Annotated in this window: 25 protein-coding genes; 12 read left to right on the top strand and 13 right to left on the bottom strand. The window is 66.5% G+C overall.

What is annotated here, in order from left to right:
* The first annotated feature begins 99 nt into the window (after nucleotides 1-99).
* The gene (locus ACFRAH_RS04885) at nucleotides 100-1458 is read left to right on the top strand and encodes an aspartate kinase (protein ID WP_377989791.1); all 1359 of its coding nucleotides are present in this window, start codon (nucleotides 100-102) and stop codon (nucleotides 1456-1458) included.
* Between the two features lie 83 nt (nucleotides 1459-1541).
* On the opposite strand, the gene ACFRAH_RS04880 is transcribed toward ACFRAH_RS04885, so the two are convergent.
* From ACFRAH_RS04880 to ACFRAH_RS04870, 3 genes are all read right to left on the bottom strand, one after another.
* Nucleotides 1542-1727: a hypothetical protein gene (locus tag ACFRAH_RS04880; RefSeq protein WP_377989790.1), complete on the bottom strand. Its 186-nt coding sequence runs from the start codon at nucleotides 1725-1727 to the stop codon at nucleotides 1542-1544.
* A 171-nt stretch (nucleotides 1728-1898) separates the two neighbouring features.
* A complete protein-coding gene (locus ACFRAH_RS04875) occupies nucleotides 1899-2093 on the bottom strand; it encodes a hypothetical protein (protein ID WP_194718022.1) in 195 nt (64 codons plus the stop codon).
* Between the two features lie 200 nt (nucleotides 2094-2293).
* Nucleotides 2294-4735, bottom strand: coding sequence for a S8 family peptidase (locus ACFRAH_RS04870; protein ID WP_377989789.1), 2442 nt, complete (start codon nucleotides 4733-4735; stop codon nucleotides 2294-2296).
* Nucleotides 4736-4976: 241 nt separating this feature from the next.
* On the opposite strand from ACFRAH_RS04870, the gene ACFRAH_RS04865 reads away from it, so the two are divergent.
* Genes ACFRAH_RS04865 through ACFRAH_RS04855 form a run of 3 tightly spaced genes read left to right on the top strand, consistent with a single transcriptional unit; the run spans nucleotide 4977 to nucleotide 6932 of the window.
* Complete coding sequence (locus tag ACFRAH_RS04865) at nucleotides 4977-5594, top strand: SSI family serine proteinase inhibitor (RefSeq protein WP_377989788.1); 618 nt, start codon at nucleotides 4977-4979, stop codon at nucleotides 5592-5594.
* Between the two features lie 4 nt (nucleotides 5595-5598).
* Nucleotides 5599-6555: a 3-methyladenine DNA glycosylase gene (locus ACFRAH_RS04860; protein ID WP_377989787.1), complete on the top strand. Its 957-nt coding sequence runs from the start codon at nucleotides 5599-5601 to the stop codon at nucleotides 6553-6555.
* Complete coding sequence (locus ACFRAH_RS04855) at nucleotides 6552-6932, top strand: serine protease inhibitor (protein WP_377989786.1); 381 nt, start codon at nucleotides 6552-6554, stop codon at nucleotides 6930-6932. The genes ACFRAH_RS04860 and ACFRAH_RS04855 overlap by 4 nt, the downstream gene beginning before the upstream one ends.
* Nucleotides 6933-7159: 227 nt before the next feature.
* Here the strand turns inward: ACFRAH_RS04855 and ACFRAH_RS04850 are convergent, their stop codons facing one another.
* Both ACFRAH_RS04850 and ACFRAH_RS04845 read right to left on the bottom strand, forming a co-directional pair.
* On the bottom strand, nucleotides 7160-10240 hold the full coding sequence (locus ACFRAH_RS04850) for a S8 family serine peptidase (RefSeq protein WP_377989811.1): 3081 nt from the start codon (nucleotides 10238-10240) through the stop codon (nucleotides 7160-7162).
* 344 nt (nucleotides 10241-10584) lie between these two features.
* On the bottom strand, nucleotides 10585-10800 hold the full coding sequence (locus ACFRAH_RS04845; protein WP_377989785.1) for a hypothetical protein: 216 nt from the start codon (nucleotides 10798-10800) through the stop codon (nucleotides 10585-10587).
* A 256-nt stretch (nucleotides 10801-11056) separates the two neighbouring features.
* Between ACFRAH_RS04845 and purS the strand changes: the two genes are divergently transcribed.
* From purS to purL, 3 genes are read left to right on the top strand one after another with little or no spacing between them, the layout of a single operon-like run.
* Nucleotides 11057-11308: a phosphoribosylformylglycinamidine synthase subunit PurS gene (gene purS, locus ACFRAH_RS04840; RefSeq protein ID WP_003798434.1), complete on the top strand. Its 252-nt coding sequence runs from the start codon at nucleotides 11057-11059 to the stop codon at nucleotides 11306-11308.
* Between the two features lies 1 nt (nucleotide 11309).
* Complete coding sequence (gene purQ, locus ACFRAH_RS04835) at nucleotides 11310-12083, top strand: phosphoribosylformylglycinamidine synthase subunit PurQ (protein WP_377989784.1); 774 nt, start codon at nucleotides 11310-11312, stop codon at nucleotides 12081-12083.
* Nucleotides 12080-14407 carry a phosphoribosylformylglycinamidine synthase subunit PurL gene (purL, locus tag ACFRAH_RS04830; RefSeq protein WP_377989783.1) on the top strand — a complete coding sequence of 776 codons (2328 nt, stop codon included), beginning with the start codon at nucleotides 12080-12082 and terminating at the stop codon, nucleotides 14405-14407. Before purQ ends, purL begins: the two co-directional genes overlap by 4 nt.
* 82 nt (nucleotides 14408-14489) lie before the next feature.
* On the opposite strand, the gene ACFRAH_RS04825 is transcribed toward purL, so the two are convergent.
* The 5 genes from ACFRAH_RS04825 to ACFRAH_RS04805 are packed head-to-tail and all read right to left on the bottom strand — an operon-like array spanning nucleotide 14490 to nucleotide 16786.
* On the bottom strand, nucleotides 14490-14783 hold the full coding sequence (locus ACFRAH_RS04825) for a DUF503 domain-containing protein (RefSeq protein ID WP_377989782.1): 294 nt from the start codon (nucleotides 14781-14783) through the stop codon (nucleotides 14490-14492).
* Between the two features lie 23 nt (nucleotides 14784-14806).
* Entirely contained in the window at nucleotides 14807-15124 is a 318-nt protein-coding gene (locus ACFRAH_RS04820) for a putative quinol monooxygenase (RefSeq protein ID WP_377989781.1), read from the bottom strand.
* A 31-nt stretch (nucleotides 15125-15155) separates the two neighbouring features.
* The gene (locus ACFRAH_RS04815) at nucleotides 15156-15779 is read right to left on the bottom strand and encodes a hypothetical protein (protein ID WP_377989780.1); all 624 of its coding nucleotides are present in this window, start codon (nucleotides 15777-15779) and stop codon (nucleotides 15156-15158) included.
* A gap of 13 nt (nucleotides 15780-15792) precedes the next feature.
* Nucleotides 15793-16341 (bottom strand): DUF1990 family protein, encoded by a 549-nt coding sequence (locus ACFRAH_RS04810; protein ID WP_377989779.1) that lies wholly within the window; start codon nucleotides 16339-16341, stop codon nucleotides 15793-15795.
* The gene (locus ACFRAH_RS04805) at nucleotides 16334-16786 is read right to left on the bottom strand and encodes an MmcQ/YjbR family DNA-binding protein (RefSeq protein ID WP_377989778.1); all 453 of its coding nucleotides are present in this window, start codon (nucleotides 16784-16786) and stop codon (nucleotides 16334-16336) included. The genes ACFRAH_RS04810 and ACFRAH_RS04805 overlap by 8 nt, the downstream gene beginning before the upstream one ends.
* A 45-nt stretch (nucleotides 16787-16831) precedes the next feature.
* On the opposite strand from ACFRAH_RS04805, the gene ACFRAH_RS04800 reads away from it, so the two are divergent.
* Nucleotides 16832-17857 (top strand): isopenicillin N synthase family dioxygenase, encoded by a 1026-nt coding sequence (locus ACFRAH_RS04800; RefSeq protein ID WP_377989777.1) that lies wholly within the window; start codon nucleotides 16832-16834, stop codon nucleotides 17855-17857.
* 44 nt (nucleotides 17858-17901) lie between these two features.
* Here the strand turns inward: ACFRAH_RS04800 and ACFRAH_RS04795 are convergent, their stop codons facing one another.
* Nucleotides 17902-18327: a CoA-binding protein gene (locus ACFRAH_RS04795; protein WP_377989776.1), complete on the bottom strand. Its 426-nt coding sequence runs from the start codon at nucleotides 18325-18327 to the stop codon at nucleotides 17902-17904.
* A gap of 284 nt (nucleotides 18328-18611) precedes the next feature.
* On the opposite strand from ACFRAH_RS04795, the gene acs reads away from it, so the two are divergent.
* From acs to ACFRAH_RS04775, 4 genes are read left to right on the top strand one after another with little or no spacing between them, the layout of a single operon-like run.
* Nucleotides 18612-20831, top strand: a complete 2220-nt coding sequence (gene acs, locus ACFRAH_RS04790; RefSeq protein ID WP_377989775.1) for an acetate--CoA ligase — start codon at nucleotides 18612-18614, stop codon at nucleotides 20829-20831.
* A 10-nt stretch (nucleotides 20832-20841) separates the two neighbouring features.
* Nucleotides 20842-22035, top strand: coding sequence for a dimethylsulfone monooxygenase SfnG (sfnG, locus tag ACFRAH_RS04785; RefSeq protein WP_377989774.1), 1194 nt, complete (start codon nucleotides 20842-20844; stop codon nucleotides 22033-22035).
* Nucleotides 22035-23387, top strand: a complete 1353-nt coding sequence (locus ACFRAH_RS04780; RefSeq protein WP_377989773.1) for an O-acetylhomoserine aminocarboxypropyltransferase/cysteine synthase family protein — start codon at nucleotides 22035-22037, stop codon at nucleotides 23385-23387. Before sfnG ends, ACFRAH_RS04780 begins: the two co-directional genes overlap by 1 nt.
* Nucleotides 23384-23878 (top strand): CoA-binding protein, encoded by a 495-nt coding sequence (locus tag ACFRAH_RS04775; protein ID WP_377989772.1) that lies wholly within the window; start codon nucleotides 23384-23386, stop codon nucleotides 23876-23878. The genes ACFRAH_RS04780 and ACFRAH_RS04775 overlap by 4 nt, the downstream gene beginning before the upstream one ends.
* A gap of 318 nt (nucleotides 23879-24196) precedes the next feature.
* Here ACFRAH_RS04775 and ACFRAH_RS04770 read toward each other — a convergent pair whose 3' ends face one another.
* Both ACFRAH_RS04770 and ACFRAH_RS04765 read right to left on the bottom strand, forming a co-directional pair.
* Nucleotides 24197-24949: a hypothetical protein gene (locus tag ACFRAH_RS04770; protein WP_377989771.1), complete on the bottom strand. Its 753-nt coding sequence runs from the start codon at nucleotides 24947-24949 to the stop codon at nucleotides 24197-24199.
* On the bottom strand, nucleotides 24946-25494 hold the full coding sequence (locus ACFRAH_RS04765; protein WP_377989770.1) for an RNA polymerase sigma factor: 549 nt from the start codon (nucleotides 25492-25494) through the stop codon (nucleotides 24946-24948). The genes ACFRAH_RS04770 and ACFRAH_RS04765 overlap by 4 nt, the downstream gene beginning before the upstream one ends.
* Nucleotides 25495-25509: the final 15 nt, after the last annotated feature.

Below are 25509 nucleotides of genomic sequence, written 5' to 3'. Positions count from 1 at the left end.
CGGGCGGACCGCGGCGATAAACTGTTGAAATCAAAATGCCGCCGTGCCGCAAGGCCGCCTGGCCTCCAGAACCCAATTTGATCCAGTGAGGGTGCACGCATGAGTATGCCCAGTACCGATGTGAAAACCGAACCGCGGCCGCAGGAGCTGCCCGCAGATGCTGCTGTCACCAAACAGCTGATTGTGCAGAAGTTCGGCGGCTCCTCGGTGGCTGACGCTGACGGCATCAAGCGCGTGGCCAAGCGCGTGGTCGACGCCCAGAAGGCCGGCAACGAAGTCGTCGTCGTGGTCTCCGCGATGGGTGACACCACCGACGAGCTCCTTGACCTTGCCGCCCAGGTCACCGACTCGGCCCCGGCCCGCGAGATGGACATGCTCCTCTCCGCCGGTGAGCGCATCTCCATGGCACTGCTGGCCATGGCCATCAACAAGTTCGGGGCATCCGCCCAGTCCTTCACGGGTTCCCAGGCCGGCATGATCACGGACGGCATCCACGGCAAGGCCCGGATCATCGACGTCGACCCGCACCGCATCCGCACCGCCCTGGACAAGGGGCACATCGCGATCGTCGCCGGCTTCCAGGGCATGAGCCGTTCCACCAACGAGATCACCACCCTCGGCCGTGGCGGTTCGGACACCACGGCAGTGGCCCTCGCCGCCGCGCTTGAGGCTGACGTCTGCGAGATCTACACGGACGTTGACGGCATCTACACCGCGGACCCCCGCGTTGTTCCGTCGGCCCAGAAGATCGACCGCATCTCCAGCGAGGAGATGCTGGAACTGGCCGCCTCCGGGGCCAAGATCCTCCACCTCCGGTGCGTCGAATACGCCCGGCGGTTCGGCGTGCCTCTGCATGTCCGTTCCTCATTCAGCCAGAACGAAGGCACCTGGGTCCTGCCCGGCGCCGATGACAAGATCACGACTCAAGAGGGAGTTGCCTTGGAGCAGCCAATCATCTCCGGTGTTGCACACGACCGCTCGGAAGCAAAGGTCACCGTTGTGGGTGTTCCGGACATCCCGGGCAAGGCAGCCGCGATCTTCCAGGTCATCGCGGACGCGCACTCGAACATTGACATGATCGTCCAGAACGTCTCCACGCACGGCACCGGCAGGACCGATATCTCCTTCACCCTGCCCATCGTCGAGGGTGCCGACGCCCTTGCCGCCCTCCGCGCCGCGCAGACCGAGATCGGCTTCGAAAGCATCGAGTACAACGAGCAGATCGGCAAGCTGTCGCTGATCGGCGCCGGCATGCGCTCCCACCCGGGCGTTTCGGCCACGTTCTTCAAGGCCCTGTCCGCCGCAGGCATCAACATCAACATGATCTCCACGTCGGAGATCCGCATTTCCGTGGTGACGCATGCTGACCTGCTCGATGACGCCGTGCGCGCCATCCACAAGGCATTCGACCTGGACAGCGAAGCCGTCGCCACCGTCTACGGCGGCACCGGCCGCTAAGGTGCCTGCTGGCCCGTTGCCAGCGCAGACAGAAGCCCGGTGCGCTCATGCGCACCGGGCTTCTGTAGTTTATGAGGGCTTTGTCACTTATCCAGCTCGCTCTTGCGGACGGCGTAGTGGTGCCCCTCCGAGTCGGTCTCGACCTCGAACTGGGCCAAATCCTCTTCCGAAGCATGCTCGTAATCGTCATGCAGGTGAACCACCGGTGCAGCTGCATCGCCTACGGCGGCAGGGCCGAATACGAACCGGAGCCTGTCCGTCAGGTTCATAAAGCCAGTGAGCACATGTGCCACAAGTCCCACCCCCTTCCCTGCTTGAAGGCGTCGGAGCGTCTGCCCTTCGACTGTGCCCTTATTTTACGCCGGGACACCGGAAAAGAACCCCGGCGGGCCAAGGTTCAGCGGCCCGCGTGGTTCAGGAACTTGGCTGTTCAGCGACTGCTAGCGCAGGGACTTGTCGTCGGGGTTGCGGGGCACAACGTACGTGCTGCCGTCCGGGCGGCGGACGGTTTCCCACTGCTGCGTCTCCGCCTCGCGCTGGGCGAGCAGTTTGCGGTTTTCCTCGGTCATGTCGTGCACCAGCGAACTCCTGTTCGCGGGGCCAAAGACCGCCCTAAGCTTGCCGGTTGCCCGCATGAACCGCTGTACGGCGTTCTCTTTTGCCACGGTATCCACTCCATTTCAGGACTACTGCCACCATCAAGGATACACCGATTGTTAGTGCACTAACTATCTGCCGGTTCCGGCTCGCCGCCGGCTCTACGGCAGTTAATGCACGACGCCGGGACCCACCACGGGTGGTGAGTCCCGGCGTCGTCCGTCCTGGGAAGTGCGCACTACTTCACGGGACGCACCGCCACCGGCGAACGCACCGTATTGTCACCCGAGGTCCACGTCAGGGATCCGGTGGAATACGCGTTCAGCGGAGCCCCGGCGGTGGTGAACGTGATCGTGAACGTAGCGCTCTCGCCCTCGGCCAGCGTGACCTCTGCCGGGCTGACGGTCGCGGTGATGCCCGGAACGCTGATGGCCGCCCGGTACGTTCCCGCCGTCACGGCGGTAACCGTGCGGGTGACCGTCGCACTGCCGGACATGGCACCAAGCGCCACGGAGGGAAGGTTCACGTCCTTGGCTGCGATGGGGGCCACACCAAGGTCAATTCCCTGTCCCTGCAGGAAGCCCATCCAGTCGCTGATCCCGGCGTCGTAGACGAGCCCCGGGGAATCAAAACGCGCTGGATCAACATGGCCCGCGCCCTGGGCGAAGACGTCATGCACATCGGCGCCGTCAGCGTTGACCAGGTCGTAGGCCGTGGTCATGATGGCGGATTTCACGGCCGCCGGGGACCACTGCGGGTTCTTGCCCAGCAGCAGCGCGCCCGAACCGGCGATGTGCGGTGACGCCATGGACGTGCCGGACAGGAAGCCGAAGTTCTCGCCGTTGAAGCCTATGGGCGAAACAGCGGCCAGCACTGCAACGCCAGGAGCCGCAACGTCCGGCTTGAGCAGGTCACCGTCGGAGGCCAGGGTCGGCCCGCGGGAGGAGAACTCCGCAATCTGGGGCACCGGCGGGGGCGTGGCTCCGGTCGTGTCGGTTGCCTTGAGGCTTGCCGTCATGCCCGGCGTCGCCGCCACCACATCCTTGATCTTCGGGTCAGCCACGTGGACCGTGGGCACGCTGTGCAGGTCGGCGTCGAGCGAGCCCGGCGTCAGGTTGACCAGGACCATGCCCACGCCGCCCGCGCGCTTGACCTCGGCGCTCTTGTCAACGCGTGCCACCACACCGCGGTCGCAGACAACGATCTTGTCGGCCACCTTGGCGGGGTCCAGGGAGTTCGGCGCACAGAGTGCCGCGTCGGCAGCTGCGGCCGCGGCCGCCTTCACGTCCACCGCCAGCACGATCGGCTTGGAGTCCACCTCGCTGCCCATGACGCTTGCGCCGGCGAACTTGCTGCCGTCCGACAGTTCCGCGGTGCCGCGCAGCGTGTTGTCGAACGTCGAGGCCGCCACGCTGGTGATCCAAGGGCCGGCATGGTTGACCGTGGAGGCCGTCGGGCCGGAGTTGCCGGCCGAGGCGGCCACGAAGATCCCTGCTGCCGCTGCGTTGAGGAACGCGAGCGAAACGGCGTCGGTGGTGGAGTTGTTGTTACCCGAAATGGAGAAGTTCAGCACGTCCACGCCGTCGAGGACTGCATCCTGGATGGCGTTAAGAATGTCCGACTCAACGCACCCGGTCGCCTCGGGAATGGTCCCCTCCCAGCAGACCTTGTACACGGCGATCTTGGCGGCCGGCGCAACGCCCGAGCTCTTTCCGAAATCACGGCCGCCAGCCGTCTGGGTGACGTCGCTGTTTCCCGCCGCGGTGCTGGACGTGTGGGATCCATGGCCGTCAACGTCAAGCGGGGAGAACTTCTCATTCGGGGAAATGAATTCGGGCGGAACTGCTGCCCTGTAGGCCTTGTCGTAGAACCTGGCACCGATGACCTTGCTGTTGCACTCCGTGCCGTCGAATCCGTCACCGGCCACGCAGTCACCCACGAAGGTTCCGCCGTTGGCCTTGCGCATCGCGATCACGTTGTCCTGAAGGTGGTACGGCTCACCGACTTTCGGTGTGCCGGACAGCGGATCAACAGGGTCCCCGGCGAAGAACGGGTTGTCCGGCGTGTAGCCGGTGTCAATCATGCCCACGACGATGCCCTTGCCAGCCTCATCCGTGCCGCCGAACTGCTGGTCCCATACGCCGTCGCCGCCGGGCAGTCCAAGGAAATCGGTGCTCGAGTAGTCCGGCTTGCGCATGCTGTCCGGGACCACGGCCAGCACGTCCCCGTCACCCGCGAGCGCCTTGGCCTGCGCCGCAGACAGGACTGCGCTGAAGCCGTTGAGGGCCAGGGTGTAGCTCCTGTTGATGGTCACACCCTTGGACGCTGCCTCCTGCCGCTGCTTGGCCTTCAGGTGGGCATCGTATCTTCGTGAGTTGGGGCCCGAGGGGTTCAGCTTCTTTCCCTTCGGCACCGCCGTACCCGGGATGCCGGGCACGCCGCCGGAGTAGGTGGCCAGCGGTTTGTCCTTGAGCATCACGATGTAGTGCCCGTCGTCGAGCGGTGAGGAGGCCGGCTGCAAGGCTGCCGGCAGGGCTGCGGCGGGGTGGACTGCGGCGGGGACCGGAGCGGCGGCCGGAGCTGCGATGCCCTGGCCAATGACCATGGCAAGGGCTGCGGTCAAAATGGCCGGCAGCCTCCTGCTGTGTCCGGGGCGGGTAGTGGATTGCTGGGGGATCATGGGGGATGCCTTCCTTTGTTCAGGACCTGTAGACCTTCGGTCCCACGAACTGGACGCTCTGCCCCCCATGGGCGTCATCACTATATGGTTTTGCCGCGCACCCGTTGATGTCAGAAAGATACCGCGGACGCACCGAAGAATCGATACCCTTCCGTTAGCAATTGCCGGGCACCGTTATCGCCCCGTTCCGGACCGTGCGGCGCCCCGACGGTAGAATGGGAAAAACTTGAGGAGACCCGGCATGCGCAAGCAACTGATTTCTGTGCTGCTCACCCTCGCAGCGATGGGCGGTGTCGCGGCCTGCACCCCAAACACCGGAACCGGCCAGCCTTCGGCCACCCCCGGCGCCACTACAGGCTCGCCCGGGACCTCATCTCCCGGCACCCGGGCCCCTGGCACGGAGTCACCCGGCAGTCCCACTACTCCTGCCCCCGGCACCACACCGCCCGACGCCGAGACGACGGTCCCTGCCCCCGCTCCGCCTTCCGCTGCTCCCCTGCCGTCCGGGCCCGGCGCCGGCGACGCCGAACTGTCCATCACGGTCAAGGCCTCGAAGGATGGAAAGACCGTCAACTACACGCTGGTCTGCAAGGGCGGTGCCCCGATGGCAGAGAGCCAGCACCCCCGGGCTGCCGCAGCCTGCTCGGCCTTGAAGAACAATGCAGCCATCCTGAACCCCGCTGCGCCACCCAAAGGCATCTCCTGCACCCAGCAGTATGGTGGCCCGCAGGTGGCCAGCGTGACCGGCGAGGTCAATGGCACCCCGGTGGAGACCTCCTTCGCCCTGCGGGACGGCTGCCAGATCGGAGCCTGGAACGCCGCCAAGGACATCCTCGGCGCCGCAGGCGGAGCGCTTTAGCACCGTGGCAGGCACAGCTTTGACCATCCCCGCTGCCCAGGTCCTCTCCCCCGCTGACTGGCAGGAACGGGAGGCGGCACATGCCCGCCGCGTGCGCCAATACGCCGACCCCTACCTGGCCCGCCGTTCTGCCGGGCGGAAGCATCCCGTGGAGGACTTCCTCTTCACCTACTACACCCAAAAGCCCGGTCAGCTGCTGCGCTGGCATCCCGGGGACGGAGTGGTGCTTTCAGGAACGGGGGCTGCCGTCCGCAAGGACTGGAAATACTACAAAACGCTCGACGGCGGCGAGCTGGGCCGTGCGGGCCTGCCGCCCGGAAGCGTGGCGGTGGCGTTCGACCGGGACTCTTTCCTGGCCGAACGGCGCGAGTCGCTCCTCTTTGCCCGGATCATCCTCGCGGGCACGGCCGCCCGGCCGGCACAGTTCGGGTGCTTCGGCCTGCACGAGTGGGCCATGGTCTACCGCCAGGAGAAGTTCGAGCTGCGCCACGAGTATCTCAAGCTGAGGCTCGGGGGTGCCGGAACTGACAAGGTGGTGGAGGACAACCGGATCCGCTGCTCGCACTTCGATGCGTTCCGCTTCTACACACCCGACGCCGTGCCGCTGAACGAGCTCGCCCCCAGCCGGGAGAACCAGCGGACCATGGAACAGCCCGGCTGCCTGCACGCCAACATGGACCTCTACAAATGGGCATACAAGCTCTCCCCTGCCCTGCCGAGCGAGCTGGTGATGGACTGCTTCGAACTGTCCTGGCGGGTGCGCGCCATGGACATGAAGGCCTCCCCGTATGACCTCACCGACTGGGGCTACCCGGCCATTCCGATTGAGACGCCGGACGGCAAGGCAGCGTACGTGGAGCAGCAGCGTGCGTTCTCCGCAGAGGCCCAGACGCTGCGCGGCCGGCTGATGGCCGCCCTGGCCCCGCTCCTCGACAGCCTCGGTTCGGAGGCCGAACGGTGAGCCTGACGCCTGAGTCTCCGAACCTTGACCTTAATCTGGACCTCACCGTCGCGCTGACGCATGCACCCGGCGGCCCGGAACACACCTTCGTCCTCGTCAGCCGTGCCGGCGAGATGATCGAATCAACACTGCCGGACCCGGCGGCGGCGATTGCCGCCGTCGGACGCTTCGGCGAACGGATCTTTTTCCCCGAACCCGGCCCGCCCAAACTCTGCACGCAGCAGTACGGCGGCCCACAGGTGGCCGTGGTGACAGGTACTTTCAACGGCCGCGATGTGAACTCCCGGTTTTCCCTGACGGACGGCTGTGAAATCGCCCGCTGGCGGGCGCTGTCCCCGCTGCTGGGCGGAGTGGCCGGGTCAACGGGCGCCATCTGAGCTGCCGGGTCCATACCTGGGCCCCCTCCTCCACCCCCTCAAGGAGGAGTTTTTGTCCACTTGTCGCGACTTCCGGGGCGTTTAGCGGCCATTATCTGTACAAAAACTCCTGAGCGGAGGAACTTCACCCATGGCACGGCGAAGGCCGGCGGGACCATGGCTTTTTGAGCCACGCCCGCCGGCCTTCGCTGTGGGGGCCCTTTCGGGAGCCCGGTTCCGGGACCTTCCTAGATGGAGTTATCCGGTGACCGCGTCAGATCCTCGTTCTGGACCTTCCCCTGTTCCTTCATTTTCTTCGGATCTTCCGAAGCCGGTGCAACCGCGACGGCGCCGCCCTCCGCCACCACAACGTTCACGAACGTCGGGGAACTGGCCCCGTCGAAGGTGATCCGTCCGATGTAGGAGCCGGGAGCCAGGTCCTTCCAGGCGAGGACGAGCTCCCCGCCAAGGCCGTTCGCAAGGCGGACGGGATCAGGAGTCACGGTGGCGTTGCCCTCATTGGCCCCCAAGACCGCCGCGTCCACGGACGCCTTGGTTGCCTGCCCATTGGGGCTGTCGTAAAGGTTCACGAACATCTGGTACGTGCCTGCAGCAGGATTCGGAATCGAAACAGACTCACTCGCCGCTCCGGTGGCGGCCACGATCCCCTGCCCGTCCGGGGTGATGACCACCATGTCGAAGTCGGCGTTCTCATCCGCGGAAATCACGGACAGCTTGGCCAGGGGCGAGCCGGCCGGAACTTCCACGGTCTTGACGAAGTTCGAGGCGTCTGCCGCGTACTGGAAGGGCCCGGGCACGAGTTCGATGGCCGAGGAATCCGCCTTCGACAGGCCATCGAGCGTTACGTTCGTGGGCGAGTTTGAACCAGAGACGATCCCGATGTTCCCGGAACCGTTGGGTCCTTGCGACGTGAAGGCGATGTTCTTCGGGGCCACCACCGACTGAGGCCGGACCGCAACCGGTGAGGTCACGGTCTTGTTGGCTCCCTGCCATGTCAGCGAACCCATGGCGAACTGGCCCAACTGTGCGCTCTGGTTTTCGAAGGCAACCTTGAACGTGCGCTTCTCGCCGGCCGCGCCGAAGGTAAGGATGGACGGGGTTACCGTGACCTTCACACCGGGCACGCTGGCCTTGGCGCTGTAGGTGCCTGGCGTCAGCGCGGTCACCGTGCGCGTGACCTCGGTCCTGCCCGCCAGGTTTCCGAGCGAGAAGGAGGGGACGTTCATGTTCCGCGGCTGCGTGCTGCCGAGTCCGGGGATGCCCAGGTCCATACCGGTTCCCTGGATGAAGCGCAGGTAGTCGTCGCTGCTGGCGTCATACACGAGACCCGGATCCAGGACACGGGCAGGATCCACCTGGCCTGCGCCGGTGGCGAGGACGTCGGTGTTCTTGCTGCCGTCTGCGAGCTTGACGTCGCTGGCGGTGGTCATCATGGCGGACTTCACTGCGGCCGGGGACCACGTGGGGTTCTTGCCCAGGATGAGGGCGCCGAAACCGGCCACGTGCGGTGAGGCCATGGAGGTGCCGGACATGAATCCGAACTGGTCGCCGCCCGAACCGATCGGGGAAACGCCGGCCAGGACCGCCACGCCCGGAGCGGCGACGTCCGGCTTCAGGAGGTCAGAGTCCGTGGCAAGCAGCGGCCCGCGGGAGGAGAAGCCGGCGATCTGCGGCTGCGCCTCTAGGGGCAGTCCCGTGGTGTCCTTGTTGACCAGTGAAACCGTGATGGCCGGGTTGGCCGCCACCTTGGTCTTGATGGTCTGCGTGGCAGGCGGATTCACGTGCACGGTGGGGACGGAGTGCTTGTCGGCGTCCAGCGATGACGTGGCCAGGTTGACGAGAATCATGCCCACCCCGCCGCCGCGCGCAACCTCGGCGCTCTTGGCCACCCGGTCGTAGACGCCGCGGTCGCAGACCACCACCTTGCCGGAGATCTTGGCCGGATCGAGCGAGCCGGGGGCGCACAGCGCCGGGTCCTTGGCCTGAACGGATGCCGCATTGGCTGCGAGCACAACGCCTGCGCCGGAAACTTCCTTGTTCATGATGCTGGCGCCGCGGAACTTGCTGCCGTCGGAGAACTCCACGGTGCCCTGCAGCTCCTGCGAAAAGGTGCTGGCCGCAACGGTGGTGACCCACGGCTCGCCATGGTTCACGGTGCTGGCTTCCGGGCCCGAGTTGCCCGCGGAGGCGGCCACGAAAATGCCCGCCGACGCCGCGGAGAGGAAGGCCATGGACACCGGATCCGTGGTGGTGGAGGTGGTGCCCGAGATGGAGTAGTTCAGGACGTCGACGCCGTCCAGTACGGCCTGGTTGATGGCGTCGACGGCGGCGGAGGTGTAGCAGCCGCCGGTGTTGGGATCTTTGTCCTCCCAACAGATCTTGTAGATGGATAGCTTGGCGGCCGGTGCGACCCCGCCGGTCAGGCCGAAACTGCGCCCGTCAACGAAGGTTTCCACACCGGCGTTGCCGGCCGCGGTACTTGCCGTATGCGTTCCGTGGCTTCCCACGTCCACCGGTGAAATCAGTTCCTCCGGTGCCCTGTCCCCCTTGGCCACGGAGTCCTCGAAGGCGTCAGAGAAGTACCTGGCACTCAGGACCTTGGAGTTGCAGGCCGTTCCGTTGAATTTTTCGCCCTTCTGGCACTCGCCCTCGAAGGTGCTGCCGTCCGCTTTCAGCATGGCAATCTTGCCGTCGGCTGTGCGGTAGGGAACGCCAACCTGCGGATTGCCCTTGAGCGGCGCGACCGCTTTGCCGGCGAAGAACTCGCTGCCCGGCGTGTAGCCGGAGTCGATGACGCCCACCACAACGCCCTTGCCTGCCCCGGCCGTGCCTCCGAACTGCCTGTTCCACGTGCCGTTGGCGCCGCTGAGCTTGAGGAAGTCCGTGGTGGAGTAGTCGGGCTTCTGCTGGGTGTCGGGTGCCACCGCGAGGACCTCAGGGTTCTTGGCCAGGTTCACGGCCTGGTCTGCGGTGAGCGTGGCGCTGAAGCCGTTGAGCGCCGCCGTGTACGTGCGGCGGATCTGCACGTTTTCCTTTTCGGCCAGCGCAGTCTGCTTTGCCTCCAGGTGGGACCGGTACTTGCGGACCTCGGCGCGGTTGGCGTCGAGCTTACGGCCGGAGCGCGGCTTCGTGGCCTGCAGGCCAGGCGTGCCGCCCTCGTAGGTGGCGGCGGGCTTCTCGGTCAGGACCACGATGTAGCGTCCGGCCGAGTAGTCCTTGGAGTCGACGTTCTTTTGCTGTGCGGCCGGAGCCGCATTTTGCGACGGCGCCGCCGTTGCAGGCAGTGCGCCGACGGACGAAAGGAGCAAAGGCAAGCCGACAACCAGTGCCGCTGCTTTCCGGGCCCCCCGGCTTCGGAAGAAGCTTTTTCCTGCTGATTTCACGAGTGGTTTGAACCTTTCAATAAGGAACAGCCCCGGCTACATTGCCGGGCGCAGGCGGCAACGACACGTGAAGATGACAGGTCCTGTCGATCCCAGCAATCGCGACCGATCCCCAGAGTACCTACTGAGAGCCCCATATGACATAGGGCACAAAGCCGAACTTTACTTTTTTGTCATTCCCTTCGACACCGGCATCAAAAAAGCGGCGGGCACCTGGAAGGGCACCGCCGCCGGAGAGTGAAAGTTGGTTCTGCCGTCCTGCCGGGGAGCTACTGCCGGGGCGTGCGGACCACCTCGCTGATCCACTGGCGCGTCTTCTCGTCCACGGGACCGGCCACCCGGTCCTGCCCGGCGCCGCCCCTGACAGCACCCTTCTTGCGGGCTGCACGGTCCGCCCGGATCTTCTGGACCACCATTCTTCCGAGGCCGGCGAACACCGCCACGGCCATCACCGGCAACAGGACGGATCTCGGTTTCTCAGCCATTCAGCAATCCTACTGAGCGTGCCCGCAGCGGGCCAGAGCCGGCGTCGTTCTTCCCGGGTTCCGGCGTCCGCCGCACCGAATACGGAGTGGGGCGCCGCGGCCGGTAGAATAGGGCATGCAAGCTCGCGGAGCGCCCGTCCACGCCGTGCCAAATGAATGTCGTGCCATTTGAACCAGCCAGGCAACTTGAGGAATGGCGTGAGACGGCACCACTCCGCTGCGCCCTTACCCAATGCTCACGCACAGGAGTTACCGGATGCCCCGGATCGTTGTCGACGTCATGCCCAAGCCCGAGATTCTGGACCCCCAGGGGAAGGCCATCGTGGGTGCACTCCCCCGCCTGGGCTTCACCAGCTTTAGCTCTGTCCGCCAGGGCAAGCGTTTCGAACTGACCGTTGACGGCGAGGTGACCGAGGACATCCTGGCCCAGGCCCGCGATGCCGCCGAAACCCTGCTGTCCAACCCCGTGATCGAAGACGTCGTGAACGTCGAGGTCGTCGAGGCCTGAGATGACTGAACTTCCCCTGATCGGCGAGGCAGTCGCCGTCGCCGCCGAGCCGCGCCTCGCCGGCGCAAAGATCGGCGTCGTCACTTTCCCCGGCACCCTGGATGACCGCGACGCCGCCCGCGCGGTGCGCCTGGCAGGCGGCACGCCCGTGGCGCTCTGGCACGCGGACACCGAACTGGGTGACGTGGACGCCGTCGTGATCCCCGGCGGATTCTCCTACGGCGATTACCTCCGTGCCGGCGCCATTTCGCGTTTCGCCCCGCTGATGTCCAAGATCATCGACGCCGCCAACTCAGATGCGAAGCTTCCGGTGCTGGGCATCTGCAACGGTTTCCAGATCCTGACCGAGTCGCACCTGCTGCCCGGGTCCATGATCAAGAACGACCATCTGAAGTTCATCTGCCGCGACCAGGTGCTGCGTGTCGAGAACAACAGCACCGACTGGACCCTTGACTACGCGGCCGGCCAGGAAATCACCGTGCCGCTGAAGAACCAGGACGGCCAGTACATCGCCGACGAAAAGATCCTGGACGCGCTCGAGGCCGAGGGCCGCGTGGTGTTCCGCTACGTGGGCTTCAACCCGAACGGCTCCCGCCGCGACATCGCGGGCATCTCCAACGCCGCGGGCAACGTGGTGGGCCTCATGCCGCACCCGGAGCACGCCGTGGAAGTTGGCTTCGGCCCCGAATCCCTGGACGGCATCGGCGGGACGGACACCGACGGCCTGGGCTTCTTCACCTCCGTGCTGAACAAGATTGTGGGAGCGAACAAATGACCGAGATCTCAACCAGCTCGATCACCGAGGCCAAGAAGTTCAACATAGACACCGTCGAGAACGCGGCCAAGACGCCGGACACCGAACTCCCCTGGGCCGAACTGGGCCTGAAGCGCAACGAGTTCGACGAGATCGTCAAGGTCCTGGGCCGCCGCCCGACCGGCGCCGAGCTCGCCATGTACTCCGTGATGTGGAGCGAGCACTGCTCCTACAAGTCCTCGAAGAACCACCTGCGCCAGTTCGGCGAAAAGGTGACCGACGAGATGAAGAAGGACATGCTGGTGGGCATCGGCGAAAACGCCGGCGTCACCAACCTGGGGGACGGCTGGGCCGTGACCTTCAAGATCGAGTCCCACAACTCGCCGTCGTTCGTTGAGCCGTACCAGGGTGCCGCCACCGGCATCGGCGGCATCGTCCGCGACATCATCTCCATGGGCGCCCGCCCGGTAGCCGTGATGGACCCGCTGCGCTTCGGCGCCATCGACCACCCGGACACCGCCCGCGTCATGCACGGCGCGGTCGCGGGCATCGGCGGCTACGGCAACTCCCTGGGCCTGCCGAACATCGGTGGCGAGATGGTGTTCGACTCGGTTTACCAGGGCAACCCGCTGGTCAACGCCCTGGCCGTGGGCGTCATGCGCCACGAGGACATCCGCCTGGCCAACGCCTCCGGCAAGGGCAACAAGGTGGTCCTGTTCGGTGCACGCACCGGCGGCGACGGCATCGGCGGCGCCTCGGTGCTCGCGTCCGAGTCCTTCGACGACACCAAGCCGTCCAAGCGGCCTGCTGTCCAGGTGGGCGACCCGTTCGCCGAGAAGGTCCTCATCGAGTGCTGCCTGGAACTGTTCAAGGGTTCGCTGGTTGAGGGCATCCAGGACCTCGGCGCGGCAGGCATCTCCTGCGCCACGTCCGAGCTCGCCTCCAACGGCGACGGCGGCATGAACGTCGAGCTGACCTCTGTCCTGCTCCGCGACCCCACCCTGACCCCGGGCGAGATCCTGATGTCCGAGTCGCAGGAACGCATGATGGCCGTGGTGACGCCGGAGAACGTCGAAGCCTTCGAAGCCGTCATGGACAAGTGGGCAGTGGAGTACGCCTGGCTGGGTGAGGTCACTGACAGCGGCCGCCTGATCATCACGTGGGAAGGCGAAGTCATTGTCGACGTCGACCCGCGCACCGTGGCGCACGACGGCCCGGTCTACGACCGCCCGTTTGCCCGCCCGGAGTGGCAGGACGCCGTCCAGGCCGACAAGTTCACCGGTTCCGTGCAGGACGCCGGCCGCCCGTCGGCCCCGGCGGAACTGGCCGCCGCGGTCACCGAGCTCGTTGCCTCGCCGAACATGTGCGACAAGTCCTGGATCACCAACCAGTACGACCGGTACGTCGGCGGCAACACCGCCATGGCGTTCCCGGACGACGCCGGTGTGGTCCGCGTGGACGAGGAATCCGGGCTGGGCGTGGCCCTGGCCACCGACGCCAACGGCCGCTACACCTACCTGGACCCGTACCACGGCGCGCAGCTGGCGCTGGCCGAGGCCTACCGCAACGTGGCCACCTCCGGCGCCGTGCCGATGGCCGTCAGCGACTGCCTGAACTTCGGCTCCCCCGAGGACCCGGATGTCATGTGGCAGCTGGCCGAGGCCATCCGCGGCCTGTCCGACGCCTGCATGGTGCTGGGCATCCCGGTCACCGGCGGCAACGTCTCGCTTTACAACCAGACCGGCACCACGCCGATCCACCCCTCCCCCGTGGTGGCAGTTCTGGGCAAGCTCGACGACGTCGCCCGCCGCACGCCGTCGGGCTGGCGGGAGGATGGCGCAGCCATTTACCTGCTGGGCAGCACGGCAGCCGAGCTGGACGGTTCGGAATGGTCCAACCTGCGCGGCCACCTCGGCGGCCTGCCGCCCAAGGTTGACCTCGAGGCCGAACGTGCGCTGGGCGAGATCCTGATCAACGCCTCCCGTGACGGCATGGTGGACTCGGCCCACGACCTCTCCGAGGGCGGCCTTGCCGCGGCCCTCGTGGAGTCGTCGCTGCGCTACGGCGTTGGTGCCCGGATCGCACTGCAGGACGTCCTGGACCGCGACGGCGTTGACCTCTTCACCGCGCTGTTCTCCGAGTCCCAGGGCCGCGCCGTCGTCTCGGTGCCCCGCTCGGAGGAAGTCCGCTTCAAGGACATGTGCACCGCCCGCGGCTTCGAGCACCTGCGCATCGGCGTGGTGGACGCGGCCAGCGGACAGCTGGAGATCAACGGTGTGGACGCCCTCGCGCTGGACTCCCTCCGCGAAGCCCACGAGGCCACCCTGCCGAAGTACTTCGGCTAGAGAGGCCCGGCCCAAACGAACGCGGGGTCACTTCCCGCCCAATAATCCTCCGGGATTGGGCGGGAAGTGACCCCGCGTTGCTTTAATCCTCACTGTGGAGCTCACGCTGCCGGGCGCTCAGCAGCTCCAGTTCGGGGCGGAAGGCCACAAAGCGTTCGACGGCGGTGAGCACCTCCACGAGGTGCGCCCGGTCGGCGGCCACCAGGCCGGCGCCGATCCTGGTGCGCCGGTACTGGTCGTGGTCCCCGACCTCGGCCACGGAGACCTCGTAGCGCCGTTTGACCTCGGCCAGCAACGGCCGGACCACGGACCGCTTCTCCTTGAGGCTGTGCACGTCGCCGAGGAGGATGTCGAACTCAATCCAGCCGATCCACATGCCCTTAATGCTAGCGACGGGGCCTAGATGGTGAGCTCGCCCATCGCATCCCAGCCTTCGCCGTCGAGCTGGCGGCTGATGATCCGCGGGGTTTCGGCGAGGGCCTGCGGCATGTCCGCCATGGCCTTCTTGAAGTGGGCGCTGTTGACGTGGTCGCCGGCGGCGTCGTCCTTGAAGGCTTCAACCAGGACGAATTCGTTGGGGTCGTCCACGCTCCGGGACCAGTCGAACCACAGGTTGCCGGGCTCCTGGCGGGTTGCCTCGGTAAAGTCCGCCACGAGGCCGAGCCATTTCTCGGACCAGTCCGGCTTGACCTTGAATTTTACGACGATGAGGATCACGGGGTTATGCCTTTCGTTGGGTTGATGGGGGTCAGTGGGCGGCGAGCGCCTGTTCGCACTCTTCGATGGCTTCGCGCGCGTACTTCTGCTGGGCCGGCGTTCCGACGCGCTCAGCCCACTGCTCGGCCAGCTGGAATTCCACCAGCGCCTCGGTGAGCCGGCCCGCGCCGTGCAGGGTCCAGCCCAGATTGTTGTGCAGGGCCACCATCCAGCGTTTGGTGCGCTCATCGTGCACCGTGGAGGCGTACTCCAGCGCGCTGCGGGTCCACAGTTCGGTGTGCGCAGTGTCGGCGATGGCCAGCATGTGGAGGGCGTCGACGGCCAGGTACTCCTCACCGAGATGGTCCCCCAGTTCAGCCGCCTGCTCGAACAGGGGCACCGCCATGGCCGCGTGACCGCCCGAGTTCAGGACCCTTCCGCGCTCCAGCAGGATGCGGACACCGACCGTCGGTTCGTCCCCGTCAATTGAGTCGAGGAGGGCGTCTGCCTCTTCGAAGCGGCTCTGCAGGCCGATGGCCCGTCCGAGCTGCGTGGTGAGTTCGGCGCGCTCGTCGGCGTCGTAGCGCGGGTCAGCCAGGGCCTCCCGGAAGCGCTGCTCGGACAGCTTGGGATCCTCGAAGTTCCACAACAGGTCAAGGGTCTTTTGGTCCAGCATGTATCTCTCCTGATCAGCTTTCACCGGCGGCGAGTTGGCGTGCACCTTCAATGTATCGGGAAGTCATGAGCCGCTGCGCACGGCGGGCCAGCGCTCCGCCCGCCGCGTAAAACCAGTTGGACGGCCTGCTGAACGCCGTGATGCTGACAAACACCCGGCCCTGCGCGTCGATCTCGGCCACGAACGACTCCTCGCCGCGCACCGGATGGCCCGGCAGCGAGCCATAGCCGAACCCCGCGGACTGCGGCCCGCCACCCGGCGCGGGCGGGCGCACCCACACCACCTCACAGGGTGCGTTGAGGCGGAAAGGGCCGACGCCGAAACCGCTCACCACGCGTGCGCCGGGAACAACGACGTCGGACTCGGTCCTGACACGCAGGCCGGACCGCCGCTGCAGCTCCCAGGCCAGGATTCCTTCGGCCAGCCGATGGTAGGCAGCGACCCCTTCCCCGAGATAGGTCCGGGACGCCACCTTGCGGTAGCCCGCGGGCGACCCGCCGCGCTCGGTAGCGCCGACCTCCGCGTAGGTCAGCCCGCCGCGGGCCAGCCGTTTTTCAGTCAACGGACCGGCTCCGTTCCGCGCCGGTACTGCCATGCTTCCGGCCCCGCGCCCCGGCAAGCCGCGCCCAGCCGAGCTGCTCCTGCTGCTTGCGGCTCAGCGAGGCAACCACCAGATCATAGGAGTCCTCCACCATGTCCCGGACCATGTCGTCGGGCAGGGCACCGTCCAAGCGGACGCCGTTCCAGTGCGTCTTGTTCATGTGCCACGCCCCGGTGATCTCCGGGTGCACAGCCCGCAGCTGTTCAGCCAGGGCGGGCTCGCATTTGAGGCTTACCGACCAGTCCTCAGGATCCATGGCCGAGGCCGCGAACATCTTGGCCTCCTGGCGCGCGCCTCCGGACACCGCAGCCCTGACCTTGAAGACCGATGTTTCGGGGCCGAAAGGGAAGTCCTCGAAGGCGCCAGGAAATGACAGGCAGATTTTTCGCAGTGCGGCTGGATCCATGCAGCGAGCCTACAAACCCTTTCCGGGCGGTGCTAGTCTGCGAAGATGGCAGCTGCCCAGGAGACCATACCTGTACTGGATCTCGGCTCCGCACGCCGGGCCGACGGCTCGTTCAGCCCCGAATTCATAGAGCAGCTCCGCGACGCCACCCACCGGGTGGGCTTCTTCCAGGTCATCGGCTACGGAGGCGCCCCCGGGCAGGCGACGGAGCTGCTGGCAACCATCCGGAGGTTCTTCGACCTCCCCCTCGACGAGCGGATGAAGCTCGACAACCGGCTGTCTCCGCATTTCCGCGGCTACACCCGGATGGGCACGGAGGTCACGCAGGGACGGGCGGATGCGCGCGAGCAGATCGATTACTCCCCCGACCGTGAACCTGTGACGGACTATCCGGCCGACCAGCCGTACTGGCTCCTGCAGGGCCCCAACCTGTGGCCGCACGAGGCAATGCCGGAGCTGGAGCAGGCGGCGATGGCCTGGGCCGGGCTCATGTCCGGGGTGGGCGCGGAACTGATGCGGGCCATCGCCGTGTCCCTCCGGCTGCCGGAGGACTACTTCGAGGAGCCCTTCCGGGACGCGCCGGCCTGGATGGGCAAACTGGTCCACTACGTCGGCGGGGTTGTGGAAGCGGCCGGTGACCAGGGCGTCGGATCGCACGCGGACTACGGCTTCGTCACCCTCCTGCTTCAGGATGACGTGGGCGGGCTGGAAGTACTGCCGCCGGGAACCAGCGAATGGGTCCCTGTGGAACCCATTCCCGAAGCACTGGTGGTGAACCTCGGCGAAATGCTGGAGGTGGCCACCGAGGGCTATCTCGCGGCCACGATCCACCGCGTGCAGGCCCCGCCGCCCGGCGTGGACCGTTACTCCGTCCCCTTCTTCTGGTCCCCGCGCCTCGACGCGGTGATCGACCCGGTGCCCCTGCCGCCGGACCTCAAGGACGCGGCCCGCGGCATCTCCGACGACCCCTCCAACCCGTTGCTCGCCTCGTTCGGCCGGAACATGCTGAAAGGCCGGATGCGCGCCCACCCGGACGTCACGGAACGCCATTACCCGGGGCTTATGGGCTGAGCCGGGCACTGAAGCCGGCGCCCGCGCACCGGGACCTTGCCGGACTAGATGCCCACGCGCCAACCCTCGCGGGCTGGGCAGGAATTCACCACAACATCGAGTCCCGCGGCTTTGGCCCGCTCCACCGCGGCGTCGTCGAAAACACCCAGCTGCAGCCACACTGCCTTGGCGCCGACGGCGATGGCCTGGTCGATGACAGCCCCGACCTTCTGCGAATTGACGAAGCAGTCCACGACGTCAATCGGGTGCTTTTCCGCCGGGATCTCCGCGAGGGTGCGGTAGCCCTTCTCCCCGTGGACGTCGTCGCCCGGCAGGTTGACCGGGATGATCTCCATGCCCATTCGGTCGCGGACGAACAGGGAAACGTCGTACGCCGAGCGCCACTCATTCCGGGTTAGGCCAACAATCGCCCACGTCCCTTTGGTTCGCATGAGCCGGTCAATGACAGCCTGATCGTTTTTGTGGGCCATGCTTCCACTCTACTCCTGCGGCGTTTTCACACCATTTCCGAATATCTGAATGGCCTGCGAGCAACCGGCGACCAATGAACGAATATTACGGCTCCAAAGACGCAGATTTTGTGAAATTCTGCATCTCCGCTTGAGTAGGTAATGACCATCCCGAGCGGCCGAGAGACCTGGATCGATGAAGCCGCAGCAACCTCCAGTGACGTGAGACGACCATTCCCACGCCACTGTTCTTCCGCGCCGCGAGGAACCGGGGGTGCTACTGCCAGGACCGATGGAGTGCTGCAATGACCCCAGAGAATACTTTTGCCCTGCCCACCCTTGCCCGGATTCCGTCCGAGGCATCCCCACATACCACTTCGGACGCGACGGCGGTCGAAGCAGGGCTGCGTGACGCGCCCGGCTCCTCTTCCGGCTCTTCGGGATGGTCCTCGACCGAGCCTACGGACGGCGCAGTGCACGGCGTCCCCACCGACGGGCCGGCGCGTCACAGCGGTACCACCTCCATTGTCGACCCCGGCAACGTGGCCTTCTGGGAGGAACAGGCCCTCCGTCTCGACTGGGCAGACACTGACCGGGCCGCGCTGCCCGGCAGCCAAAAATCCGGCAGCAACAAGCCATGGCACACCGCACACAGCTGGGTGCCCGCCGACGTCGAAGCCGGCCGCGGACCCGGGATCAAGTGGTTCGACGGCGGCATGCTGAACGTTGCGTACAACTGCGTGGACCGGCATGTCGAGGCCGGACGCGGCGACAAGGTGGCCCTGTTCTTCGAAGGCGAACCGGGCGACCGCCGTGCCATCACCTACTCCGACCTCCAGAGTGAAGTGTCCAAGGCCGCAAACGCGCTGCTGGACCTCGGCATCACCAAAGGCGACCGCGTGGTCATCTACCTTCCCGTGATCCCCGAAACGGTCATCATCACCCTCGCCGTAGCCCGGATCGGAGCCGTCCACTCCCTGGTGTTCGGCGGGTTCTCCGCCGAGGCCCTGCGGTTCCGCGTCGAGGACACGGGCGCGAAGCTGCTGGTGACCACCGACGGCCAGTTCCGCCGCGGCGCCGCAGTCCCGGTCAAGGACAACGCCGATGCCGCCGTCGCCGGGGACAATGCCATCGAACATGTCCTGGTCATCAACCGCACCACGGCCCCCGAAGATCTCTCCACTGTCCCCATGGCCGCGGGCCGCGACGTCTGGTGGCACGACGTCGTCGAACCCGCCTCCGATGTCCACGAACCGGAGGCGTTCGACGCCGAGACTCCCCTGTTCATCATGTACACCTCCGGCACCACCGGTAAGCCCAAGGGCCTGGTGCACACCTCGGGCGGCTACCTCACCCAGGCGTCATGGAGCTTCGAGTACCTGTTCAGCAACCCGGATCCCGCGCTGCGGGACCGCGATGTGCACTGGTGCACCGCGGACCTCGCCTGGGTCACCGCCCACACGTACGAGATCTACGGCCCGCTCTCCAACGGCGTCACGCAGGTGATCTTCGAGGGCACGCCGAACACCCCGCATCCGGGCCGGCACTTCGAGATCATCGAACGCTACGGCGTCACCCAGTACTACACCGCGCCCACCCTGGTCCGCTCGCTCATGGGATGGTTCCCGGACGGCGTGCCGGACAGCTATGACTTCTCCTCCATCCGCCTGCTGGGAACCGTGGGTGAGGCAGTGAACCCGGAGGCGTGGCGCTGGCTCCGCGACAACCTCGGCGCAGGCACCGCCCCTGTGGTGGACACCTGGTGGCAGTCCGAAACCGGAGCCACCATCATGTCCCCCGCGCCCACCGACACCGAGTTCAAGCCCGGCTGCGCCGCCCGTCCCCTTCCGGGCGTCAGCACCCGCGTGGTGGACGAGGCCGGAAACCGCACCGCTCCGGGCGCGCAGGGCTTCATCGTGGTGGACCAGCCAGGCCCTGCCATCGCCCGGACCGTGTGGGGCAACCCGCGCCGCTACTTCGACTCCTACTGGAGCCAGTACGCGGAGCAGGGCTGGTTCCTCGCCGGCGACGGCGCCAAGTACGACGACGACGGCGACATCTGGATCCTGGGGCGGGTGGATGACACGCTCAACGTCTCGGGCCACCTGCTCTCCACGATCGAGATCGAGTCCGCCCTGGTCACGCACCCGGACGTGGTGGAGGCCGGGGTCTGTCCGGTGGCCGACACCACGACCGGGCACGCCGTCGTCGCGTTTGTGGTCTTGAAGGGCGGCGCTTCAACGGGAGCAACCACAGACGAACTCCGGAACCACGTCGCGAAGGAGATCGGCCCGATCGCCAAGCCACGCGACGTCGTCGTTGTCCCTGACGTACCCAAGACCCGCAGCGGCAAGATCATGCGCCGGCTGCTGACCCAACTCTTTGAGGGAAGCGCGCTGGGCGACACCACCTCACTCCAGAACGAACCGGCCATTGCCGGCATCCAGGAGGCGCTGCGCCGCCGCGCCACCGCCGTCCCCGGAAACCCCAACACCGGACATCCCAACACCGGACAGAAGAAGTAAAGGAACGATCATGAACGACATCAGCAACGTAGCCCGTCTTTCCGAACCGCTGAAGTTCGCCTACTGGGTGCCGAACGTGTCCGGCGGCCTGGTGGTCTCCACCATTGAGCAGCGCACCGGCTGGGACTTCGACTACAACAAGAAGCTGGCCCGCATCGCTGAGGAATCCGGCTTTGAGTACGCCCTGACCCAGACGCGCTACGCCGCGTCCTACGGCGCCGACAAGCAGCATGAAGCGACCTCCTTCAGCCTCGCCCTGCTGGCCGCAACCGAACGCCTCAAGGTGATTGCCGCCGTCCACCCGGGCATGTGGCACCCCGGCGTGCTGGCCAAGTACATCATCACCGCCGACCACATCTCCGCCGGCCGCGCCGCCGTGAACATCGTCTCCGGCTGGCTCAAGAACGAGTTCACCAACTTCGGCCTCGAATGGCTGGAGCACGACGAACGCTACGTCCGGACCGAGGAATTCATCAAGGTGCTCCGCGGCCTGTGGACCGAAAAGGACTACAGCCAGGCCGGCAAGTACTACAACATCACCGATTTCACCCTGAACCCCGCCCCCGTGGACGTTCCGGGCCGTGCGCACCCGGAGATCTTCTTCGGCGGTAACTCGACGGCGGCCCAGGCCACCGCGGGCCGCGTCGCCGACTGGTACTTCTCTAACGGCAAGGACCTCGAAGGCTTCAGGGAAAACATCGCCGGCGTAGTCGCCGCGTCCGGCGAAACCAAGCGTGGCACCGAAGGCCAGCTGGCGTCACCGCGTTTCGGCCTCAACGGCTTCGTCATCGCCCGCGACTCCGAAAAGGAAGCCCGCGACACGCTCCGCGAGATCGTGGAGAAGGCGCACAAGCCGGCCGTCCAGGGCTTCCGCGACGCCGTGCAGGAAGCCGGACCGTCAACCAAGGACGGCAAGGGCATGTGGGCGGACTCCACGTTCGAGGACCTGGTCCAGTACAACGACGGCTTCAAGACCCAGCTGATCGGCACCCCGGAGCAAATCGCCGAGCGGATCGTGGAGTACAAGAAGATCGGCGTGAACCTCTTCCTGACCGGCTACCTGCACTTCCAGGAGGAAATCGCAGCGTTCGGCCGCGACGTCCTGCCCATCGTCCGGGAACTCGAAGCCGACCTCGCCCGCAGGAACGGCACCGAGCTGGATTTGTCCGGGGTTCCGGCCCAGGCCGAGGCGGTGGCTGTCTGATGGCTGACCGCAAGTTCGGGTTCCGCACCCGCGCCCTGCACGCCGGCGGCACTCCCGACGCCGAGCACGGCGCCCGGGCCGTGCCCATCTACCAGTCGACGTCGTTCGTATTCAAGGACACCCAGGACGCAGCCAACCTGTTCGCCCTGCAGAAGTACGGCAACATCTACTCCCGCATCGGCAACCCCACCGTGGCCGCGTTCGAGGAGCGCATCGCCTCGCTTGAGGGCGGCATCGGAGCGGTTGCGACGTCGTCGGGCATGGCCGCCGAGTTCATCACCTTTGCCGCCCTCACCCAGGCCGGCGACCACATCGTTGCGGCGTCACAGCTCTACGGCGGCACGGTCACCCAGCTGGACGTGACCCTGCGCCGCTTCGGCGTGGACACCACCTTCGTCCCCGGCACGGACCCCGCCGACTACGCCGCCGCCGTCAGGGAGAACACCAAGGCGATCTTCGTCGAGGTGGTGGCCAACCCGTCGTCGGAGGTCCAGGACCTTGCGGCCCTGGCAAAAGTGGCGCACGACGCCGGCATCCCCCTGGTCGTCGACGCCACCTTGAGCACGCCGTACCTCGTGCGTCCGATCGAGCACGGGGCAGACATCGTGATCCACTCCGCCACCAAGTTCATCGGCGGCCACGGCACCACCCTCGGCGGCGTCATCGTCGAGAGCGGCCGCTTCAACTGGGGCAACGGCAAGTTCCCCAGCATGACTGAGCCGGTGGCCTCCTACGGCAACGTCTCCTGGTGGGGAAACTTCGGCGAATACGGATTCCTGACCAAGCTGCGCTGCGAGCAGCTGCGCGACATCGGCCCGGCGCTGACCCCGCTGGCCGCGTTCCAGCTGCTGCAGGGCGTGGAAACCCTCCCCCAGCGACTGGACGAGCACCTGAAAAACGCGCAGGCCGTGGCCGAATGGCTGGAAGCCGACCCGCGCGTGGCCTACGTGAACTTCTCGGGCCTGCCGTCCCACCCGCACTTCGACCGGGCCAGGAAGTACCTGCCCCTGGGGCCGGGCTCCGTGTTCTCCTTCGGCGTGAAGGGCGGCCGCGCGGCCGGGCAGAAGTTCATCGAATCCCTGCAGCTGGCCTCGCACCTGGCCAACGTGGGCGACGCCCGCACCCTGGTGATCCACCCCGGGTCCACGACGCACCAGCAGCTCAGCGATGAGCAGCTGGCATCCGCCGGAGTTCCGGAGGACCTGGTCCGCATCTCAGTGGGCCTGGAAGACCTGGAGGACATCCTCTGGGACCTGGACCAGGCACTCACGGAAGCGCAGAACGCGGCAGCGGATGACGCCGTCGGCCTCGCAGAACCTGCTGACAGCTGCACGATTGGAGCACGGGCATGAGCACCGCTGATGGAACCTGGACCGGCCCGTCTGCGCCTGAGCGCCTGGACCTGCTGCGGCAGGCGAAATCGATCGCGATCGTGGGCGCCTCGGACAAGCCGTCCCGCGCGAGCTACTTCGTGGCCACGTACCTGCAGTCCTCGACCCGGTACAAGGTGTACTTCGTGAACCCGGTGGTCAAGGAGATTCTCGGCCAGCCCACGTACGCCTCGCTGGCGGACCTGCCCGAGAGCCCGGACATCGTTGACGTGTTCCGCAAGCACGACGACCTGCCGGGCGTCCTGGACGAGGCCGTGGCCGCAGGCGCCAAGACGCTGTGGCTGCAGCTCGGTTCCTGGCACGAGGGCGTGGCCGGAGATGCCGAAGCCGCGGGACTTAACGTGGTGATGGACCGCTGCGTCAAGATCGAGCACGCACGCTTCCATGGCGGGCTGCATCTGGCCGGCTTCGACACGGGAGTGATCTCCTCGAAGCGGCAGGTCCTGGCCTAGCAGGCCTGGCCTTTAAGGGGCCGCCGGACTGAAGGCATAAAAAATGCCGGGCTGGAAATCGATGGGGGACAAGATCCAGCCCGGCACTTTCACTTTGGTAATCGATGTGGAACCCCGAAGGGTTACGCGGATTCCAAAACTTTTTCAAAAAATTTTTTGCGGCCGGTGACAACCGTTCAGGGGCGGCCCGTTGAGGCCAACGCATCCGCTGCCCCTCCCTTGGAGTTTTTGTCCACGTCTCGCGACTTCAGAGGCCGTTAGGGGCCAATAAGTGTACAAAAACTCGAGGCGCCGCCGGGAGGGTCTGCCTCCAGGAGCCTACGGTGCGCCGGGGACCGGTCTGGCCGGGACGGTGGGCACGCCGCCCGGCAGCGTGGGAACCGGCAGCGGCTTGGACGGAAGCTTGGGCACGACCCCCGATCCGGGGACCGTGGGCAGCTGGCTGGGACGGGCCGGCGTCGGCGCTTGGCCCTTCGCCGTTCCGCCGGCAGCCGCTGAACCGGCAGACGAGTTTGACGAACCGTTCGCAGCGGCCGCTCCCGTCTGGGCTGGCGTAGGGCCCGACGGCGAAGCAGCAGTTCCGCTAACAGAGGGCTTGGGTGCCGCAAACGTCGGGGACGGGGCCGCGGGAATGTCCGCGGGCGACGTGACAGTCGGGGCCGGAGCGGTTGTCTCGCTGGCCGGCTGGAAGATCCGGACCACGGTGTGGCCTACGCTGTTGCGGAAGTCCTCGCTGGAGGCTGCGACTGCGCCGGCACCAAGTCCCATGGCACCGACCACCGCCGCGCCCACCACCATGCCCATCCGGCGCTGACGGTTACGGCGGTGCTGCTCAAGGCTGGCCACGTCCGGAGTGGAGGCCCGTCGCATCGCCTGGGTGGGTAAGGCCGAAGCGGGTGCCCCGTGGGCGAGCAGTGCGGCGAGGTCGGCGCGCGGCTGCGGTGCGGGGTCCTGCGCGAACGTTCGCAGCTCTTCGAGGGACCTGCGGAGATCGGCGTCGTCTTCGAGCCCGGAATCCAGGAGGATCGCCTGGATCTCTCCTTCTTCGCGGCCTGCCGGCGTGACACTCATGATGCTGCGTGGTCCTTTTCCTTGACGAGTTCGCGCAGGGCGAGGAGCCCGCGGCGCTGGAGCTGTTTGATAGCCCCTGGGGTCTTGTTCATAATGCCGGCCACCTGATCGACCGAAAGGTCCGCAACAATCCGCAGGAGCAGGACCTCACGCTGGTCGTCGTTGAGCATGGCAAGTGAAGAAGCGATTCCGCCGAGCGAACCGAGCACCTCGTCCTCGGCGGAATTGGACCGCCGCTCATCCTGGAGCGGGTCGAATTCGGTGAGCTGAGGCGTCCTGGCGGACCGGCGGCGGTAGTCGACAAGCCGGGCGTGCGCCACCGAGAAAATGAAGGTCCGCAGCCCGGAATGGCCGCCCCGGACATTGCTGAGCTTGGGCAGAATGTCGACGAAGACGTCCTGCGTCAGGGCTTCGGCGTCATCCACGCCGCGGGCCCGGAAGTAACCCAGGACGGCGGGCGAAATGGTGCTGTAGACAGCGCTGAAGCCGGAGGGGTCGCCAGAAAGGGCTGCTGACAATTCGTCATCGGTCAGCTGAGCTGCCAAGGAGCGGTCCTTCCC

Origin of the sequence: Arthrobacter sp. NPDC056727, from assembly GCF_042790555.1 — a bacterium.
GTDB lineage: Bacteria > Actinomycetota > Actinomycetes > Actinomycetales > Micrococcaceae > Arthrobacter.
The sequence above is the reverse complement of the archived record's forward strand: the minus strand, read 5'-3'. Positions and strand labels throughout refer to the sequence as shown.

What these genes read in the sequence shown, in the direction of transcription:
- purL (WP_377989783.1), top strand. Translation starts at nt 12,080, where the DNA reads ATGACCGAGATCTCAACCAGCTCGATCACCGAGGCCAAGAAGTTCAAC.
- purS (WP_003798434.1), top strand. Translation starts at nt 11,057, where the DNA reads ATGCCCCGGATCGTTGTCGACGTCATGCCCAAGCCCGAGATTCTGGAC.
- ACFRAH_RS04795 (WP_377989776.1), bottom strand. Translation starts at nt 18,327, where the DNA reads ATGGCCCACAAAAACGATCAGGCTGTCATTGACCGGCTCATGCGAACC.
- ACFRAH_RS04870 (WP_377989789.1), bottom strand. Translation starts at nt 4,735, where the DNA reads ATGATCCCCCAGCAATCCACTACCCGCCCCGGACACAGCAGGAGGCTG.
- ACFRAH_RS04770 (WP_377989771.1), bottom strand. Translation starts at nt 24,949, where the DNA reads ATGAGTGTCACGCCGGCAGGCCGCGAAGAAGGAGAGATCCAGGCGATC.
- ACFRAH_RS04775 (WP_377989772.1), top strand. Translation starts at nt 23,384, where the DNA reads ATGAGCACCGCTGATGGAACCTGGACCGGCCCGTCTGCGCCTGAGCGC.
- ACFRAH_RS04825 (WP_377989782.1), bottom strand. Translation starts at nt 14,783, where the DNA reads ATGTGGATCGGCTGGATTGAGTTCGACATCCTCCTCGGCGACGTGCAC.
- ACFRAH_RS04780 (WP_377989773.1), top strand. Translation starts at nt 22,035, where the DNA reads ATGGCTGACCGCAAGTTCGGGTTCCGCACCCGCGCCCTGCACGCCGGC.
- ACFRAH_RS04865 (WP_377989788.1), top strand. Translation starts at nt 4,977, where the DNA reads ATGCGCAAGCAACTGATTTCTGTGCTGCTCACCCTCGCAGCGATGGGC.
- ACFRAH_RS04885 (WP_377989791.1), top strand. Translation starts at nt 100, where the DNA reads ATGAGTATGCCCAGTACCGATGTGAAAACCGAACCGCGGCCGCAGGAG.
- purQ (WP_377989784.1), top strand. Translation starts at nt 11,310, where the DNA reads ATGACTGAACTTCCCCTGATCGGCGAGGCAGTCGCCGTCGCCGCCGAG.
- sfnG (WP_377989774.1), top strand. Translation starts at nt 20,842, where the DNA reads ATGAACGACATCAGCAACGTAGCCCGTCTTTCCGAACCGCTGAAGTTC.
- ACFRAH_RS04880 (WP_377989790.1), bottom strand. Translation starts at nt 1,727, where the DNA reads ATGAACCTGACGGACAGGCTCCGGTTCGTATTCGGCCCTGCCGCCGTA.
- ACFRAH_RS04805 (WP_377989778.1), bottom strand. Translation starts at nt 16,786, where the DNA reads ATGGATCCAGCCGCACTGCGAAAAATCTGCCTGTCATTTCCTGGCGCC.
- acs (WP_377989775.1), top strand. Translation starts at nt 18,612, where the DNA reads ATGACCCCAGAGAATACTTTTGCCCTGCCCACCCTTGCCCGGATTCCG.
- ACFRAH_RS04875 (WP_194718022.1), bottom strand. Translation starts at nt 2,093, where the DNA reads ATGCGGGCAACCGGCAAGCTTAGGGCGGTCTTTGGCCCCGCGAACAGG.
- ACFRAH_RS04800 (WP_377989777.1), top strand. Translation starts at nt 16,832, where the DNA reads ATGGCAGCTGCCCAGGAGACCATACCTGTACTGGATCTCGGCTCCGCA.
- ACFRAH_RS04845 (WP_377989785.1), bottom strand. Translation starts at nt 10,800, where the DNA reads ATGGCTGAGAAACCGAGATCCGTCCTGTTGCCGGTGATGGCCGTGGCG.
- ACFRAH_RS04815 (WP_377989780.1), bottom strand. Translation starts at nt 15,779, where the DNA reads ATGCTGGACCAAAAGACCCTTGACCTGTTGTGGAACTTCGAGGATCCC.